Annotated in this window: 16 protein-coding genes; 11 read left to right on the forward strand and 5 right to left on the reverse strand. The window is 70.7% G+C overall.

Features of this window, described 5'->3' with window-relative positions; all coding sequences use genetic code 11:
• Nucleotides 1–302 precede the first annotated feature (302 nt).
• The 3 genes from ABZU32_RS25210 (at nucleotide 303) to ABZU32_RS25220 (ending at nucleotide 4,378) form a co-directional block, all read left to right on the forward strand.
• The gene (locus ABZU32_RS25210; RefSeq protein ID WP_354925678.1) at nucleotides 303–2,231 is read left to right on the forward strand and encodes an acyltransferase family protein; all 1,929 of its coding nucleotides are present in this window, start codon (nucleotides 303–305) and stop codon (nucleotides 2,229–2,231) included.
• Between the two features lie 80 nt (nucleotides 2,232–2,311).
• Nucleotides 2,312–3,430, forward strand: coding sequence for a glycosyltransferase (locus ABZU32_RS25215; RefSeq protein ID WP_354925681.1), 1,119 nt, complete (start codon nucleotides 2,312–2,314; stop codon nucleotides 3,428–3,430).
• 144 nt (nucleotides 3,431–3,574) lie between these two features.
• Nucleotides 3,575–4,378, forward strand: a complete 804-nt coding sequence (locus tag ABZU32_RS25220; protein ID WP_354925684.1) for an acetoacetate decarboxylase family protein — start codon at nucleotides 3,575–3,577, stop codon at nucleotides 4,376–4,378.
• A gap of 190 nt (nucleotides 4,379–4,568) precedes the next feature.
• Here ABZU32_RS25220 and ABZU32_RS25225 read toward each other — a convergent pair whose 3' ends face one another.
• The 3 genes from ABZU32_RS25225 to ABZU32_RS25235 are packed head-to-tail and all read right to left on the reverse strand — an operon-like array spanning nucleotide 4,569 to nucleotide 6,606.
• Nucleotides 4,569–5,138 (reverse strand): TetR-like C-terminal domain-containing protein, encoded by a 570-nt coding sequence (locus ABZU32_RS25225; RefSeq protein ID WP_354925687.1) that lies wholly within the window; start codon nucleotides 5,136–5,138, stop codon nucleotides 4,569–4,571.
• Nucleotides 5,131–5,967: an alpha/beta hydrolase gene (locus ABZU32_RS25230; RefSeq protein WP_354925690.1), complete on the reverse strand. Its 837-nt coding sequence runs from the start codon at nucleotides 5,965–5,967 to the stop codon at nucleotides 5,131–5,133. Before ABZU32_RS25230 ends, ABZU32_RS25225 begins: the two co-directional genes overlap by 8 nt.
• A gap of 12 nt (nucleotides 5,968–5,979) precedes the next feature.
• The gene (locus tag ABZU32_RS25235; protein ID WP_354925693.1) at nucleotides 5,980–6,606 is read right to left on the reverse strand and encodes a TetR/AcrR family transcriptional regulator; all 627 of its coding nucleotides are present in this window, start codon (nucleotides 6,604–6,606) and stop codon (nucleotides 5,980–5,982) included.
• A gap of 469 nt (nucleotides 6,607–7,075) precedes the next feature.
• Between ABZU32_RS25235 and ABZU32_RS25240 the strand changes: the two genes are divergently transcribed.
• Together ABZU32_RS25240 and ABZU32_RS25245 are read left to right on the forward strand one after the other, a co-directional pair.
• Nucleotides 7,076–7,291: a hypothetical protein gene (locus ABZU32_RS25240; protein ID WP_354925696.1), complete on the forward strand. Its 216-nt coding sequence runs from the start codon at nucleotides 7,076–7,078 to the stop codon at nucleotides 7,289–7,291.
• A gap of 289 nt (nucleotides 7,292–7,580) precedes the next feature.
• Nucleotides 7,581–8,165, forward strand: coding sequence for a DUF1707 domain-containing protein (locus ABZU32_RS25245; protein WP_354837083.1), 585 nt, complete (start codon nucleotides 7,581–7,583; stop codon nucleotides 8,163–8,165).
• Between the two features lie 126 nt (nucleotides 8,166–8,291).
• Here the strand turns inward: ABZU32_RS25245 and ABZU32_RS25250 are convergent, their stop codons facing one another.
• On the reverse strand, nucleotides 8,292–9,047 hold the full coding sequence (locus tag ABZU32_RS25250; protein ID WP_354925699.1) for an alpha/beta hydrolase: 756 nt from the start codon (nucleotides 9,045–9,047) through the stop codon (nucleotides 8,292–8,294).
• 964 nt (nucleotides 9,048–10,011) lie between these two features.
• Between ABZU32_RS25250 and ABZU32_RS25255 the strand changes: the two genes are divergently transcribed.
• The 3 genes from ABZU32_RS25255 to ABZU32_RS25265 are packed head-to-tail and all read left to right on the forward strand — an operon-like array spanning nucleotide 10,012 to nucleotide 13,339.
• The gene (locus tag ABZU32_RS25255; protein WP_354925702.1) at nucleotides 10,012–10,203 is read left to right on the forward strand and encodes a DUF6229 family protein; all 192 of its coding nucleotides are present in this window, start codon (nucleotides 10,012–10,014) and stop codon (nucleotides 10,201–10,203) included.
• 54 nt (nucleotides 10,204–10,257) lie between these two features.
• Nucleotides 10,258–10,443: a DUF6229 family protein gene (locus ABZU32_RS25260; protein ID WP_354925705.1), complete on the forward strand. Its 186-nt coding sequence runs from the start codon at nucleotides 10,258–10,260 to the stop codon at nucleotides 10,441–10,443.
• A gap of 19 nt (nucleotides 10,444–10,462) precedes the next feature.
• Entirely contained in the window at nucleotides 10,463–13,339 is a 2,877-nt protein-coding gene (locus ABZU32_RS25265; protein ID WP_354925708.1) for a type 2 lanthipeptide synthetase LanM family protein, read from the forward strand.
• 89 nt (nucleotides 13,340–13,428) lie between these two features.
• Here ABZU32_RS25265 and ABZU32_RS25270 read toward each other — a convergent pair whose 3' ends face one another.
• Nucleotides 13,429–14,127, reverse strand: a complete 699-nt coding sequence (locus tag ABZU32_RS25270; protein WP_354925711.1) for an alpha/beta hydrolase — start codon at nucleotides 14,125–14,127, stop codon at nucleotides 13,429–13,431.
• 73 nt (nucleotides 14,128–14,200) lie between these two features.
• On the opposite strand from ABZU32_RS25270, the gene ABZU32_RS25275 reads away from it, so the two are divergent.
• From ABZU32_RS25275 to ABZU32_RS25285, 3 genes are read left to right on the forward strand one after another with little or no spacing between them, the layout of a single operon-like run.
• Nucleotides 14,201–14,938, forward strand: a complete 738-nt coding sequence (locus tag ABZU32_RS25275) for a TetR/AcrR family transcriptional regulator (protein WP_354925714.1) — start codon at nucleotides 14,201–14,203, stop codon at nucleotides 14,936–14,938.
• A gap of 7 nt (nucleotides 14,939–14,945) precedes the next feature.
• Nucleotides 14,946–15,278: an ATP-binding protein gene (locus tag ABZU32_RS25280; protein ID WP_354925717.1), complete on the forward strand. Its 333-nt coding sequence runs from the start codon at nucleotides 14,946–14,948 to the stop codon at nucleotides 15,276–15,278.
• A 47-nt stretch (nucleotides 15,279–15,325) separates the two neighbouring features.
• Nucleotides 15,326–16,810 (forward strand): ATP-binding protein, encoded by a 1,485-nt coding sequence (locus tag ABZU32_RS25285; RefSeq protein ID WP_354925765.1) that lies wholly within the window; start codon nucleotides 15,326–15,328, stop codon nucleotides 16,808–16,810.
• Nucleotides 16,811–16,874 lie beyond the last annotated feature (64 nt).

Genomic DNA, 16,874 nt, shown 5'->3' on the forward strand with positions numbered 1-16,874 from the left:
CGGGCGCGGAGACCAGACGCCGGCCCGGGCGTGCTTTCTCGCCGGACGCCGGTCAAGGTGCCGGGGCGCCGGGAGAGCGTCGACGGGCGCCGGAAAGGGCCGGACATGACATGGCCGGACCGGAGTTGTCAGAGGTCCCAGCAAGGGCAAGTTCGGAGTCCGTCGCGACAATTGAAGATCGGCGCGTTAGGGTGGATCATCTGGCAGGCGTGCTCCCGCGATCGTTCCGCCACACCGGCCGAGGGCACCGGCCACAGTCAGAAGCTTCCTGGTCTCCCGACAGATAGCTGAGCGTTTCCCCCGTGAGTGACACCCGATCCTCCTTCCAGGTTCCGGCCTCGCGCACCGACGGCGTCTCCACCGACGCCGGCGACGGCGCCCCGTCCCCCGAACGAGGGCAGGCGCCGGCAGATCCCGGTCTGAGCACCGGCGCGGGCATCGGTGCGGGCACCGATGCGGGCACCGGCGAGGAAGAGGCGCCCACCGCGCGCTGGCCCGTCCCCGACTACGCCGAGCCGCCGACGGGCGCCTGGGACCGGCACCGGCCCCCGACGGGCGATCGACGCCGCGAGCCCCGCTGGCCCGTCCCCGACAGCGCCATGACCGCCGGCGACGGCACCGGCCGTGGCCGCCGCGGCGCCCACTCCGGCGGTACGCCCGCCGACGACGATCCCGAGACCTTCACCTTCGACCGCCCCTCCTGGGAGGACAACCCGGGCGCTCACGGCAGCCCCGCGGCCCCGGGAGCGAACGGCGGCTCGATGTTCTCCGGGTCGCACGACGCGGTCACCTCTTCGGGGGCGCACGGCATCGGCATGGCCGCCTCTCCCGGGCCAGGAGCGCACAGCGAGGCCACCTCCTCGGGCGGCCACGCCCTCGGCTCGGTTCCGGGTGCGTACGGCGCGGACCCCGGCGTCCAGGGCTCGCTCCCCGGCCCGCACGGAGGGCCCGGCGCGCACGGGTCGGTTCCGGGTGCGCGAGACGCGCTCGGCGTGCCGGTGGAGGCGCCGGAGTCGGCACCGTCCCCGGACGGGTTCTCCTACTGGCAGCGTCCCGCGGCCCCACAGCCGGGCGGCGGCGCCACGCCGCCGGGCCGTCCCGGCCCGGGCTCGGCCATGCCCGCCCGGGAGCGGCGCCCCTCCGGCGAGGGCCCCGGCCAGGCGGTCGACGGCTGGGACGACCCCGAGACCGAGGAGGCCCCGCCGCCCCGGCCCGCGAAGCGCCCCCGCGAGCCGTACCTGGACAACGTCAAGTTCCTGCTCATCGCGCTGGTGCCGGCCGGGCACGCGCTGGTGCCGACGCTGTCGGCGCACTCCTCCCGGTCGGCCTACCTGTTCATCTACGTGTTCCACATGCCGCTGTTCGTGGTCATCAGCGGCTACCTGAGCCGGAACTTCTGGAACTCCAACGCCAAGACCAACAAGCTCGTCGACACCTTCCTCGTGCCGTACGTGATCGTGGAGGTCGGCTACGCCGTGCTCCGCTTCGCGCTCGGGCACAAGTGGAGTCTGACGATCATCGACCCGGCCTGGCTCAACTGGTACCTGCTGGCCCTGCTGCTGTGGCGGCTGTCCACGCCGGTGTGGAAGCGCATGCGCTACCCGCTGCCGATCGCGGTCGCGGTCTACCTGCTCGCCGGCCTGTCCGACCTGCCGGGCGACTTCAGCATGGACCGCTTCTTCGGGCTGATGCCGTTCTTCGTGCTCGGCCTGTGGTTGCAGCCGCACCACTTCGACATGCTCAACCGCCTCTGGGTGAAGATCGTGTCGGTCGGGGTGCTCGCCGGCGCGGTCGGCGTGGCGATCGTCATCGCGCCGCACGTGCCGCTCGACCCGGTGTACTTCAAGGACAGCTACGCCGAACTGCACCTGTCGTGGTGGATGGGCATGGGCATGCGCGCGGGCCTGCTGGTCGCGGCGCTGGCCGTCTCGTTCGCGATCCTGGCGCTGGTGCCGCGCAAGAACACCTGGTTCTCCGACCTCGGCACCCGCACGCTCTACTGCTACCTGCTCCACGGCATCCCCGTCATGATCGCCAAGGAGATGGGCTGGCTGAGCTTCCCGTGGCTGCACGGCCCGCTCGGCGTCATGGCGATTCTGAGCAGCGCGTTCGCCCTGGCCATCGTCCTGTGCCTGCCCGAGACGCGCACGGTGTTCAAGTGGCTGCTCGAACCGCGCCTCACCTGGCTCTACCGCAGGCCGTCCAACCGGCCCAAGGAAGCCACCACCTAGAGGCGGATGTTCAGCGGCATTTCCATTGTGATTCACGGTGCGCACCCGGACAGGAAGGGAACGGCACTCAGCATCGACACATGAAGGTATGTGTCGGCACGATCGTCCACCACCCGGAGGACGCGCGGATCATGCATCGGCAGATCCGGGCGCTGCTCGACGCCGGGCACGAGGTCACCTACGTCGCGCCGTTCACCCACTGCAACGTCACCCCGCCGCAGGAGATCCGGGCGATCGACGTGCCGCGCGCCGTCGGCCTGCACCGCGGACACGCGCTGAACATGGCCCGCGGCGCGCTCCGCCGGGGCGTCAAGGACGCCGACCTGCTGCTCGTGCACGACCTGGAACTGCTGTTCGCCCTGCCGCGGCGACGCCCCACCACGGTCTGGGACGTGCACGAGGACATCGTGGGCGCGCTGGACACCAAGACCTACCTTCCCGCGTCCGCGCGCCGGATGCTGCCCGGCCTGCTGCGCCGCGTCGAGACCCGCGCCGAGCGCCGCCTGCACCTCATCCTGGCCGAGGCCGCCTACCGCGACCGGTTCGCCGGGGACCACCCGGTGATCCCGAACACCACCTACGTCCCCGAGACCGCGCCGCCGCCGCCCGGCGCCAACCGGGTCGTGTACATCGGCCAGTTGTCGGAGGCCAGGGGCGCGCTGGAGATGATCGAGTTGGCCCGCAGGCTCCGGCCGCACGGCATCCGGCTCGACCTGATCGGCGCCGCCGACACCGCGGTGCGCCCGTTCCTGCGCGACGCGCAGCGCGAGGGACTGCTCGACTGGTTCGGATACGTGCCGAACAACCACGCGCTCCGCATGGCCCAGGGCGCCCTCGCCGGGCTGTCGCTGCTGCACGACGTGCCGAACTACCGGCAGTCCCTGCCGACCAAGGTCATCGAGTACATGGCCCGCGGCCTGCCGGTGATCACCACGCCGCTGCCGCTGGCCGCCTCGATCGTCGGCCGCGCCGACTGCGGAGTGATCGTCCCCTACGGCGACGTGGACGCGGTCGCCCAGGCCGTCCTGCGGCTGCGCGACGAGCCCGAGCGGCGGATCGTGATGGGCGCCCACGGGTACGCCGAGGCCCGCGGCCACTACCACTGGCCCGACCAGGCCCGCGAGTTCGTCGCCCGCCTCGAGGAATGGGCCGCCACCCCCCTCCTCACCCGAAACCTCCCCCAAGCCGCCCTGGCATGACCGACCGCCCAAGCAGCCTTCGCCTGACCGACCGCCCAAACAGCCCTGTCGCAACCGCCCCAGCCGAACCGGCCTCGCCCACGGCCGCCCTCGCCTGACCGGTACGGCTGGCGTCCCGCGATCCTGATTGGTGTACTGGACGCTGTGACTAGCCATCTCATCAAGGGACGCCGGGTCACCATGCCGGTCGAGGTCCGGGACGCCACCGTCTGCGCCGCCATGTACCTCGTGCGAGCCGACGCCGCCCGCGCGGTGCTCGCCTACGCCGACCAGGACGTCATCGAGGTGCTCCCCGGCAAGGCGCTGTGCGCGCTCGGCTTCATCCGCTACGCCGACGGCGACCTCGGGTCCTACAACGAGTTCGGCATGGGCTTCCTCGTCCGTCCCCCCGGCGCGGTCCGCCCGCCCGCGCGAGGCAGGATGTCCGGGCTCAAGGACCTGCGCCGGAACGGCAGCGGGGCCTTCGTCCACTGGCTGCCGGTCGACCAGAGCTTCACCCTGGAGGCGGGCCGCTCCATCTGGGGCTTCCCCAAGGAGCTGGCCGAGGTGGACCTGCGGCTGTCGTCCCCCTACAAACGGTGCGTGCTGCGCAAGGACGGCCGCCTGGTGCTCGACCTGCTGATCAAACCCGGCATGCCCGTCCCCGGCCCGCCCCCGCCAGGCGTCCCCATCCCAGGTTTGCCCCTGCCCGGCGGCGGTTCGGTCGACCTGGACGCCTACACCCGCCTGGACGGGGTGACCCGGCGCATTCCTTGGACGACCCGTCCCCGCGGCCTGCGCACCCGTCCCGGCGGAGCGCTGATCAGGCTCGGCAACCACCCCATCGCCAAGGAACTCAGCGAACTGGGCCTCCCCAAACGCGCCCTCCTGACCGCCACCGCCACCCACGTGAAAATGACCTTCCACCCCGCCCACCACCTCGCCGCCCCCCGACCCCACGAGCACTGACCGGCGCCAGGCGCGACTCATCACCCGAAGAGGCAACGGCTGCTTTCGCCGGGTGGGGCTCTTCACCCGATGATCCCGACAATGCAGACAAGGAAATCCGCGGCACCTGAAGCCCTGAGAAGATGGAGTCGGCAGGCCTGTCGGTCGCATCATCGAGGCGATGTTCACCTCTCGAGACAGGTGCGACGCCCTAGTTCGGCGCCGGCTTGGGCAGGCCGGCGGTGATCATGTTCAGGAGCAGGGCGTAGGTGTCGTCCAGGTCGACGGGGAGGCCGAAGCCGCCGGCGGTCTCCAGGACGGCGAAGCCGTGGGCGGCCGCGCGCAGGCACCGCGTCGCGTGGATGGCGTCGGCCCCCTCCAGCCCGTACGCGCGGAGCGCGCCGACCACGATGCCGACCAGCGCCCTGGCCGCCTTGGCCTGGTCGCCACCCTCAGGGGGCGCGGCCTGGCTCATCGCGGCGTACCGGCCGGGGTTGGCGACGGCGTAGTCCCGGTAGATGTGCATGAAGGCGCGCAACGCCTGGTCTCCGGACCGGCCGAGCAGCGCCTCGCGCAAGCGGTCCGCCAGTTCGTTCATGACGCGGGCGGACACCAGGTCGTTGAGCTCCGCCAGGTTGCGCACGTGCTTGTACAGGGACGGCGTGGCGACGCCCGCTCGCCCGGCCACCGCCGCCAGAGTGACCGCGGCCGGACCCTCCTCGTCGATGATCCGCAGTGCGATGTCGACGACCGCGTCCGGGGAGAGCCCTGCCCTAGCCACGGGCGTGGTCCTTCAGGAAACGCAGCACGGCATCGGCGACCTCGGCGGGGAACTGCGCGTGCGGGTAGTGGCCGGCGCCGTCGATCATCGTGACGACGCCGCGCCCGGCCGGCATCTCGGCGACGATGCCCTCCGCCTCGGCCTGCGGGTTCACCCAGTCGGGGTCGAGGGTGCCCATGACGACCAGCGTGGGAACGGCGAGCTTGGGCAGTTCGGCGCCGGCGTCGGTGGGCGCCGACATGCCCATCTTGCTCACCACGGCCATCCGTCCCGGCCGGCGCAGGGCGGTCGCCAGGTCGGACATGTACGCCTCGTAGTCGGCGGGCCGGGTGCCGGGGTAGGCGTGATCGAGGTAGCGGCGCCAGAACTTCACGCTGCGCAGGATTCCGGTGGCCATCAGCAAGGAGATGCCCTTGCGGTGCCGCCCGTCGCGCAGCAGGCCGCCGAAATCGATCTTCTGCGCCCGGGTGAACGGGCCGAGCTCGACGACCGCGCTGACCAGTTCGCGGTGCTGGGCGGCGGCGATGGTGGCCGCGCCGCCGGAGAAGGAGTGCCCCACGAGCACCGCCGGCCCGCCCAGGTGGCGGATCAGCGCGACCAGGTCGGCGGCGACGTCGGTGCGGGTGTAGGAGGGCCAGCCTGTGCTCGACTCCCCATGACCGCGCAGGTCCACCGCGGCGACCCGGTATCCGGCGGCGACCAGGCGGGGCGCCAGCAGCCGGTACGCCCGCCGGCCGTCCCCCATGCCGTGCGCCAGCATCACCAGCGGCCCCTCCCCCGACACCTCGTACGCGAGCCGCCCGCCCTCGGTCTCCAGGAATTCCGTCATGGTCCCCTCACTTCACGCTTGGCTAATGTTGTTAGCCCTAAAGCTAACGCTATTAGCCGAGGCCGTCAACTCCCCATTCGCTCCGTTGAAGATGCGGTCGAGGTGGTAGTCGATGACCCGCCACACCTCCGCGACGCCACAGCGGCCATGGAGAACCTCCACGCCGAGCCCGGTGACGCCCGAGACCAGCAGGTCCGCCTCGTGACGCGGATCGAGACCGGGCGGCGCCATCCCCGCACGCTGCGCCTTGGCGATGATCTCGGCGACGAGGCCCTCCACAGGATGGGAGTCGCGCAGGAACACCGCGGCGAGCGCGGGATCGGTGAGGCTGCGCGCGTAGTAGGCCTCGTACACCCGCAGGACCATGCGCCGCGACTCGTCCAGCGGCAGGAACTCCGCCAAGATGGCCCGCAGCAGGTCGCGGGGCGCCGCCGCGGCGTCCGACCCAGCCAGCCGGGCGGCGACCCGGCGCTCGTTGTCCTCGTGCAGCAACTGCAGGGCGGCGACCAGCAGTTGGTGCTTGCTGGGGAAGCGATACTGGACGGCGCGCAGCGAGACACCCGCCTCCGCGGCGATCTCGCGCATACTGGCCGCGCGCAGCCCGCGCTCGGCGGCGATGCGCCAGAGCGCCTCGGCCATCCTGCGGCGCACCTGCGAGTCGGCGCCCGAAGCGGCCCCCGACACCGCGCCCGATTCGCCCCCCGAAACGGCTCCCGCAACCGCGCCCGATTCGGCTCCGGAAACGGCCCCCGAATCGGCGCCCGGATCGGCTCGCGGATCGGCTCGCGGATCGGCGGCGGCCGGGCCCTCTGGTGATCGAGGCCGGGGCGGGTTCTTCCGCCTCCGGTACGCCTTGGCCTGGCATGCCCGCGAGCAGTACGCCGGCGGACGGCCTCGCGTCGCCGTCGGCAGCGGCGCGCCGCACATCTGGCAGCCCGGCGATATTTTCATCACGCACACCTATCACGATCTTCTGGCTAATGTGTGACGAAAACATTGATCAGCCAGCGTATCGAGCGAACCATCCATGAAGCACTGGATACATTTGTACCGTAACTCACCGGATCATCGCGGAGGCGAAATGAATGAGGCCTGGTACCGGTTGTCAATGCTTCTCGTGCTCGCCGCGGGTGTCTGGGAGGGGCCGATCGCCATCGTCTTCCGTCTCTTCACCGACCGGGCGCCCAACCTGTTGACGGCGGCCAACTACCTGCCCACCCCGTGGTGCTATCTCACCGCTGTCGGCGCGACGCTCACCGCTCTGGCCCTGGTCGCACTCTTGGACACCAAACACAAGAAGGTCATAAGCCGCGAATCCCGGTAGACCCACCCATGGTCACCGGGGAAACCGGCGGGGCGGGCCGGCGGGACCTTCGTCCGCAGTCGAAGCCACCTCCCGCGATCCCCTTCTCGCGGATGGCCCAGCCCGGAGCTCTCCCGGCGACCTCGTCGCCGCCTCCTGCCACAAGGCCGCCCCCCTTGTCGACCGCCACGACGGTCGCGGCCGCCGCGTCGTCGGCGTGGTGAAGGAGAGACCCCCCGTTTTGTCTCGTATCGACGCCGAACTCGCCTGACATCTCCGTATTTCACGGCAAATTCCCTAGAGTTGAGGCGTGAGCGGAGAGCTAGCACCGCAGTCGCCGGAAATGCGGATGTCCGACGCCGATCGCGAGCGGATCGTCGAGAGACTGCAAGCCGCGGTGGGCGAGGGACGGCTGACGGGCGAAGAGTTCGAGCAGCGCCTGAACGGACTGCTCGCCGCGCGCACGTTCGGCGAGGTCGAGCCGCTCCTGGCCGACCTGCCGGGGGCGCCGCTCACGATGCCGCCACGGGAGCGAGCCGAGCTGCGCACCACGGCGGCGTCCCTGAAACGGCACGGCCGATGGATGGTGGCCCGGCGGCTGCTGGTCACGGCCAAGGCGGGCTCGGTGAAGCTCGACTTCACCGACGCCGTCATCTCCCACCCGGTCGTGGAGATCGACCTCGACGTGGTCGCCGGCTCCACCACGCTGGTGCTTCCGCGCGGCGCCACGGTCGACATCGAGGACGTCGAGATGATGGCGGGCAGCGCCAAGGTGCGCAAGGTGACTCCGTCGGCGATCCCCGGCGACGCGCTCCACTTCGTGGTCCGCGGCAAACAACGCCTCGGCAGCCTCGTCGTGCGCACCCAGCGCCACTTCGGCCCGTGGAAGTGGTGACCGCTCGCCCGAGCCACCGGCCCGCCCCGTAGAACGGGCCGGACCGGCTCCGCCACGACCACCGCCCCGAACAGGCACAGAACCGGCGCCCGGGCCGATGGCCCGGACGCCGATCGTCCGTGCAGGTCAGGCAGTTGGCATGACGATCCGCCCGAGATGGCGGGCGAGGAACCGGACCGCGCTGTCGGCCTCGAACCTGGGCAGCTCCGCATGCCTGCCGGGGTTGGCGTGCAGCGTCTTCTCCTTCGAGGCGAAGGCGTCGAACAGCGCCAGACCGGACTGGCGCGGGATGAGCTCGTCGTCCCACTGGAGGAGGAACTCCACGGGAATGGTGATCTGGCGCGCGGTGTCGGCCAGGGAATCGTGCCAGAAGAGACCGAAGACCGCGGCGGCGATCCTGGGCTCGACGGCCGTCAACGGCACTCCGATCGCGGTGCCCATGCTCACGCCGTAGTAGCCGACCGGCCCTTCGGCGCCGATCTCCGGCAGTTCCTGCAGGGCGTCCAGGGTCGCCTGCCATTCGGGCACGGCGCGCTCCGCCAGGTGGGCGTTGTAGCGGGCGACGATCGGACCGGCCGGCTCGCCCGCCGCCGTCGCCCGCCGCATCGCGGCGATCTCACGCTCGTCGGCCGCCGTGCGCGGACGGCCGCCGTGACCTGGGGCGTCGATGGCGACGACGGTGAAACCACCGTCGGCGACCAGGAGGCGCGCGCGGCCTACCATTCCCGGCGCCTTCTTGTGCATGCCGCCACCGTGGCCCAGCAGAACCAGAGGCGCGCGATCGGAGGCGGCAGCCGGCGACCAGAGCACGCCGGTGACCTCACCCACGGTGAAGTCGCGTTCGAGGACACCGTCCGACGATGTCTCCGCAGTGAAACGCACAGAATGCATTGGTGTTGCCTTTCGGGAGTGCCTTGTCGTTACGGCGCTCCCGGCGACACCTACGTCAGTCGCCGACCGTGACGGAAAGTGGGAGCACCCACACAGCTACAGCCTTCACGGGTCTCACCTCCTCACGCGAAATCACGATCCCGCGCACCCTACCAACCACCCCGCCCATAACGCACCCCCCTGTCTCGTGTGGTGGATCGTCGTTCTCACCGCGCGATCGACGAGGGCCGCGTACCCGTGCCGCCCGGTCGCGGTCACCGAGGACGAGCTGACCGCACTTCTGGGCGAGCCACCTCGGTACCTGATCCCCTTCGTCTGGGGCGTGATCCCCGAAGGCGGGAGCATCAAGGACCTCCCTCGATGCGTCGAACTCCCGAGCCGGGACAAGCGGAACACCGACCAGCCACCCTCTGATCCGTAGGGAAGGACAGACGCCTCCTCAGCGGCGCTCTACGCTGGTCGCCTCCAGCGCCGTGGTCACGAGGGCCGTATTCACAAATCGCAATAATTGTCGCCCGCAATATATGGAGAATCTCCGGTACATTGGTGGGAAATGTCGCCGGACGGCCCGTGATCGGGGCTGTTCGCCGCCGTCTGCCGCGCTCCCGAACAGCGGAAACCTTCTCGCGGCCTCCCCTTCCGTAGGAAAGCGGTCCGCTGGGTCGTCCCGCACATGAGCGCCGTCGCCGAAGTGGTCATGGCCCGTTGCAAAGCGAACCCCTGACGTGCGCTGCCGTCCCCATGGTGGGCGTGGGCCGGTGGCGTGGAGGGTGGCCGGTCTCGCTCGCGCGTTCCGGACATCCCGTCGGCGTCTTGGCAAGCTCCGTCACAGTCAACGGCAGCTTTCGCCATTTCCGCTGAATGCCGACAAGTCTACATTTCGCCCGCTATGTATTGATTTTTTCGATCGGCTGACTAACGCTGATCGGGATGCCCGGTCATGGAGGGAGTAAGAATGCCTGTCACCCTGGAACGCTCTGAGGAGATCGTCGCCGCGTGGCGCAGCGGAGCCGACGTCGAAGGCTGGGACAACCCGGCCGGTCCGCTGTTCATCGGTGACTACGCCGAGTCGGAGATCACGATGACGGCCCTGGACACCCGGAGGCCGAGCTCGTGCACGGGCGCCCACACCGTTGCCTGCTGCTGAGCGCACCCACCCGGTCGACGCGGATCGGGACGCACGGTCACGAAGGGAGTAGCAATGCCTCTCACACTGGATCGCTCTGAGGAGATCGTCGCCGCGTGGCGCAGCGGAGCCGACGTCGAGGGCTGGGACAACCCGGCCGGTCCGCTGTTCATCGGTGACTACGCCGAGTCGGAGATCACGCTGACGGCCCTGGACACCCGGCTGGCGAGCTCGTGCACCTGCAGCCGCTTCTGCTGCTGATCAAGGAAGGATGATCCCAATGGCCGGGGACTTCGACCCGTCGCTGGACTTCTGGACCGCACCGGCGCTGGCCGGGCTGTCCGCCACGCTGGGATCGATCCCCGGCCTCACGGAGGCAGAGGCCCGGCTGATATGCCAGGGAACCGCCGAAGCGCTGGAGGAGACCGTCCGCCTCAAGGTCAACAGGGTCCTGCTGCTGGAACTCAACGCCGCCAGGATCAGCGGAAGGCTGACCGCCGAGACGCCGCGGCTGCGGTGGCAGGAGTGGAAGGCGACGGCCGCGACGCCCGAGTTCTGGCTGTCCCTGACCGGGCACTACCCCACGATGCCGTCCAGGCTCGGCACGATCATCGACAACAGGTGCGCCGCGGCCGTGGAACTGGCCCGCAGGTTCGCCGCCGACCGCGCGGCGCTCACCGCACTGCCCGGCGGTCTCCGAGGCGAGCTGGCCCGCGTCGACTTCGGGGCGGGAGACAGCCATCGCGGAGGGCACAGCGTCGCCGTCCTGCACGGCTCGCAGGGCAAGGTGGTCTACAAGCCCCGGTCCCTCGCCGTGGACGAGGCGCTGGCGCGGCTGATCGACCGCCTGGCACCCCGGCTGCCCGCCGGCAGCCACATCCGGGTGCCCGACGTGCTGATTCGCCAGGGGTACGGCTGGGCGGAGCACATCCAGCACCGCTACTGCGCCGACGAGACGGAGCTGCGGTCCTTCTACCGCGGCGTCGGGCACTGGCTGGCGCTGATGCGGCTGATCGGCGGCAGCGACCTGCACATGGAGAACCTCATCGCGGCCGGTCCCGCGCCCGTCGTCGTCGACTGCGAGACGCTGTTCACCCCGCACGTCCCGGCCAAACCATCCGGATACGGCGACGCCGTCGACCAGGCGACCGACCTGCTCAGCGGATCGGTGCTGCGCACCGGACTCCTTCCCGGACGCGGCGTCTCGCTCGCCTGGCGCGGCGTCGACATGTCCGCCGCCGGAGGCCTGCCTGGCCAGCAGCCGTACACGCAGGTGCCGGTCGTCGTCGACGCGGGCACGGACATGGCGAGATTGGGGATGGAACGGGTCGAGCTGGGAGCGGTGAGCAACCACCCGAGCCCCGATCCGATCCTCGTCCACTACTGGGACCTGGTGCTGTCCGGATTCACCGAGCTGGTCGAGCACCTCGACATGCTGGATCGGCGGGACGAGCTCGCCGGGCTGCTCACGGACTTCGCCGACCGTCCGGTCCGGGTCGTGCTCCGCGCCACCGAGGCGTACGCCGAGCTGGCCCGCATGTTGTGGCATCCAGCCTCACTGCACGACGAGCCGACCGCGACGGGCAAGGCGGCGGGGTTGCTGGCCCAGCATGCCGAGAACCTGCCCGGCGCGCCATCGGACCCCGAGGTGATCGACGCCGAGGTGGCCGAGTTGCTGGTCGGCGACATCCCCTTCTTCGCCACGACCCCTGCTCGCGGCCGTCTGGACGGCCCTGGCGGTACCTCGTACGGAGACGAGCAGGACCTCATCGCGGACGCGCTGCGGCGCTGGCGCGACCGCGACACGGCCCTGGACCGCGAGGTGATCCGGTCCGCTCTGGTCAGCGCCTACCTCAATGAAGGGTGGATGCCTGCCAACAAGCGTATGACCGTGCCTCTCATCCGGCCCCAGGACCTCGAGCGGCCCCGGCGCCGTATCGCGGCCGGGATCGCCCGCAGCATGCTCGACACGGCGGTCCGGGGCGACGACGGCACCGTCACCTGGACCGCGCCGGTGCTCACCTCCGACGGCTGGTTCGTACAGTCGCTGTCTCCCGACGTGTACGGCGGAGCGTACGGGGTCGCCATCACTCTGGCCGCCTACGTGAGTGAGACCGGGCAGGGCAGGGCCGACGAGGTGCCGGGGCTGGACGGGCTGCTCGCCGATCTCCTCCATACGATCAGGCTGGCCGAGGAACGCGACGCGGAGGCACGCCGCACCGGGCCGCGGCGGCGCCCCGCCACCCCAGGCGGCTATGTCGGCATCGGCTCGCAGATCTGGAGCTGGCTGCTGCTGCGCAGGCTGGGCACCGTCGGCTCGCAGGAGGCGGTCGCCCGGGCCGGCGCCCTGGCGGGGCGACTGCCCGAGGCGGTGGCCGCCGACGGGGTGTACGACCTGCTCACCGGCATGGCAGGCGCCATCGTGCCGTTGCTCCGCCTGTCGGAACAGACCGGTGACCAGCAGTGGTCCACGCAGGCCGACCGCATCGGGGAGCGCCTGCTCTCACTGGCCCACATCGACGACCGGGGAGCACGCTGGCCCAGCACCGCGTTCCCACAAGGGTTGGGCGGGGTCTCACACGGCGCCACCGGGATCGCCTGGGCGCTGGCCCGGCTCGCCGACAGCGCCACGGCCGGCGCTGCGGACTTCCGCGCCCTGGCAGACAGGGCCTTTCTGTACGAGGAGTCACTGTACGACCCGGCGGAGAAGGGTTGGCGTGACCTGCGCGAAATGGACGACCATCGCGTGACCTCCAGCGCATGGTGCCACGGAGCCGCCGGCATCGGCCTCGTCGCGGCCGATCGGCTGGCCCGCGAAGATGACCCGCGCTGGGCGGACGTGCTGCGCCGGGCCGCCGCGTCGTCCTGGTCGAGGGGCATCGGCTGGAACCACACGCTCTGCCACGGAGACCTCGGCACCTGGGAAGTCGTGCGCCACGCGATCGATGTGGGTGTCGGGCCCGAAGAGCTGACTCCGGAGTACCTCGCCGCGTACATGATCGGCAGCATGGACGAGCACGGCCCGGTGAGCGGCCTTTCACGTGACGCCTTCAGCCCCGGTCTGATGCCGGGAGTGGGCGGCATGCTCTACCAACTACTACGCCTGCACCCCGACACCTCCCTCCCCTCCGTCCTGCTCCCCGACCCGGAGAACTGACGCCCCGTCTCCTCCCCTGCCCGCCCCGGTTCTTCTTGCGTGGAAGTGCATCGCCGACTGAGGCATGAAGGGGGACGCGGGCCGAAGCATCAGACCGGGAGTCCAAGGACGAGTTCGGCGACCTGCCTGGAGCGGGACAGGAACGGGTGGTGCCCGGCGTCGATCTCCAGTGCCCGACCGGCCCGCTCGGCCTGTGCGCGCTGTAGGGCTGGAGGGGTTCCGTTGTCCCGCGCGCACACCAGGTAGGTGGAGGGGATCTCCCGCCAGGCCGCCGCTCCAACGGGCTCCGCGGTCGCGGACACGGTCTGGCGTACGAGCCGGGCAAGCCCCTCCACGACGTCCTCTTCGGCACAGTCCTGCATGAACGTTCGCGCCGCGACCTCGCGCCGTACACCGAAGGTCCCGTCCTGCGTCACGTCCAGGTAGGGCGCGGGAGTGTCGCCGCCGAACGAGGCGAGGCTCTCGCCGGCCTCGGGAAGGAAGCTCGCGACGTACAGCAGGTGACGCACCTGCGGCAGCCCGGCCGCCGCTTCGCCCGCGACGACGCCGCCGTAGCTGTGGGCCACCACGATGGCCGGTTCATCGGACGCGGCGAGGTGCGCGCGGACCTCGGCCACGTCGTCGGGCAAGGACGGCCCGCCCTGCCCCGGCGGGCGCCCGGTCTCTCCGCAGCTCGGCAGCGGCGGGGCCGTGCTGGTGACCCCGCCGTCCTCCAGGTGGCCCGCCGCGCGACGCCACCACCACGCCCCGTCCCGTACGCACGCTCCATGGACGAACACGACTCGCACGGTTGTCTCCCATCGCCGGTCATCGCTGTCGCACAATATATGTAACGACCATTACGCGAAATGGATGTGGAGAATGGGCAGACGTCCCCAGCGGGAGATCAGGGAGCGACTCCTGGCGGCCTGCACCGAGCACGTGCTCGCCCATGGCCTGGCGTCCGGGCTCCCGGCGATGGCGGCCACCGCGGCCACCTCTCCGCGCATGCTCGTCTACCACTTCGGGACCCGGGAACGACTGCTCCGCGAAGTGCTGGAGGAGGCGCGGCGGCGCCAACTCCAGCTGTTCCACCGAGCCCTCTCCCCGCAGGATGAGCCGTACGAGCAGACCCTCGCCCGCGCCTGGGTGACGTTCACCGGCCCTGAGGGGGCGCCGTTCCTGCGCCTGTTCGGCAGGGTCCATGACGATCCCGGCCTCTGGCCGGAATTCCGTCAGGCCGCCACCACCGACTGGCTGCCGGTCCTGGAACAGGGCCTTCGGGCACGCCACGGAGACGACGCCCCCGCCCTTGCGACCACCGCCCTGGCGGTCATACGCGGCCTCCTCCTCGACCGCGACGCCACCGGCGACACCACCCGCACCGACACGGCCTTCACCACCTTCCTCCGCCTTCTCACCCCCACCAGGGCCGAAGGAGACGGAGACCCCTCCGGAAACACCGCCCGAGCCGGGGCGCTCCCTGCGTGTGCAGGCCCTTCAGAGAAAGGGCCTCCCGCCTGGGCCGTTCAACGCCAGAGCCCTGCTTCCTCCACCTCGCCGTGTAGTGACCCTCCTCCGCCATCGGGGCTGGGCACCGACATCACTGCGACCCTCTGAGGTGCTCGTGATCGGGGAACTACTGGGGAACGCCATCTCCCACGGGGCACCGCCGATCCGTCTGTCCCTTTGGTCCACGGCCGGCGAGCTGAGCGTGCGCGTCACCGATCACGGCCCCGGCACCCCCCGACAGCTCGATCTGGGGCTCGACGCCGACCACGGGCGCGGTCTGCCGATCGTCGCCGCGCCGGCCGGCGACTACGGCGTCCTCCCCCTGGCCGACGGCCCGGGCAAGACGGTATGGCCACGCTGGCACACCCGTCCCGCTCCCCCTAATGAGACGTGTAGCCATGAAAGCGCGATCCCCTGCCGTAGCGGCCCACACGACCTCAGTTGCTGAAGTACAGTTCAGTGGGCTGTGGTTCAGTGTCGAGGTGATGACAGTTGGTGGAGAAGCCGGGGCACGTCTTCGGGCGGGACTGGGAGTGGGAGGCGCTGAGCGAGTTCGCCACCGGCACTCAGGCCGAGGTGGCGTTCGGCGTGGTCAGCGGCCGGCGGCGGCAGGGGAAGACGTTCCTGCTGCGGTCGCTGGCCGAGGCGCTGGGCGGCTTCTACTTCGAGGCGACCGAGGGGACCGACGTCGAGTTGCTGCGCCTGTTCGGCATGGCGCTCGCCCGGCACACCGGCTCCCCGGTCGGATACCCGTTCGCGGACTGGCGGGACGCGCTCACCTTCTTCTTCTCGTTGCCGAAAGATCGGCCGATGCCGCTGGTGATCGACGAGTTCCCGTACCTGATGAAGGCCAACCCGGCCATTCCGTCCATCCTCAAGCAGGAGATCGACCTGCGTGGGCGCACTCATGGGGGCAGCAGTAACGCGCGCGTCCTCATCTGCGGCTCGGCGCTGTCGGTCATGGGCAAGGTTCTGGCGGGGCAGGCGCCGCTGCGGGGGCGTGCGCGTCTGGAGCTCCTCGTCCAGTCGTTGCCGTACCGCGAGGCCGCCGAATTCTGGGGGGTGTCCGATCCCCGGCTGGCCGTGATGCTGCACGCAATCGTCGGCGGCACCCCTGCCTACCGGGACGAGTTCGTGGCGGGCGACCGGCCGGCCTCGGTGGACGACTTCGACGCCTGGGTGGCGCGCACGGTGCTGAACCGGCGGACGTCCCTGTTCCGCGAGGGACGCTATCTGCTGGCCGAGGAGCCGGCCATCCGCGACCCGGCCCTGTACCACTCGGTCCTGGCGGCGGTCGCGGACGGTAACAGCACCTGGGGCGGCATAGCCGGTCACATCGGATACAAGTCTGCGGACATCGCGCATCCACTCAACGTCCTGGAAGACTGCGGTCTTCTCGTGAAGGAGAAGGACGCCTTCCGGAGCGGGCGGACGCGCTACCGCGTCGCCGAGCCGCTGGTCACGTTCTACCAGGCGATCATGCGGCCCGAATGGACCGACCTGAGCCTCGGTCTGGCCGAGGAGGTCTGGGGCCGGTCACGCCAGCGCTTCCTGTCCAAGGTCATGGGCCCGCACTTCGAGATCCTCTGCCGGGAGTACGCCCTTCGTTACGGGCGGCATCACTTCGGCGAGGGAGGCATCGGCGAGGTCACCTCCGGGACGGTGGCCGACCAGAGCGGCAGGTCGCAGATCGACGTGGACGTCGTCGTCCTCGGCGCTCCCTACCCGGGGGAGCCTCGCGTGATCAAGTCGCTGGGCGAGGCCAAGTGGGACAAGGTCATGGACCTGCGGCACCTCGGCAGGCTGCGCCGGGCGCGCGACCTGCTGGCTGCCAAGGGGTACGAGACCGAGAACACGGTGCTCGCCTGCTACAGCGGCGCCGGCTTCGACGAAGCCCTCCGCGCCGAGGCCCATGACGATCCGGGCGTGCTGCTCGTGGACATCCCCGTGCTCTATGGCATGAGCCGGGCCGGCTTCTAGCGCTCGGCCCAGGCCCACCCGGTCGAATAGCGCTGGCCCCGCCCGTCGATGCTCACGGCCGTCG

It is taken from the genome of Sphaerisporangium sp. NPDC005288, assembly GCF_040607475.1.
Lineage (GTDB): Bacteria > Actinomycetota > Actinomycetes > Streptosporangiales > Streptosporangiaceae > Sphaerisporangium > Sphaerisporangium rhizosphaerae.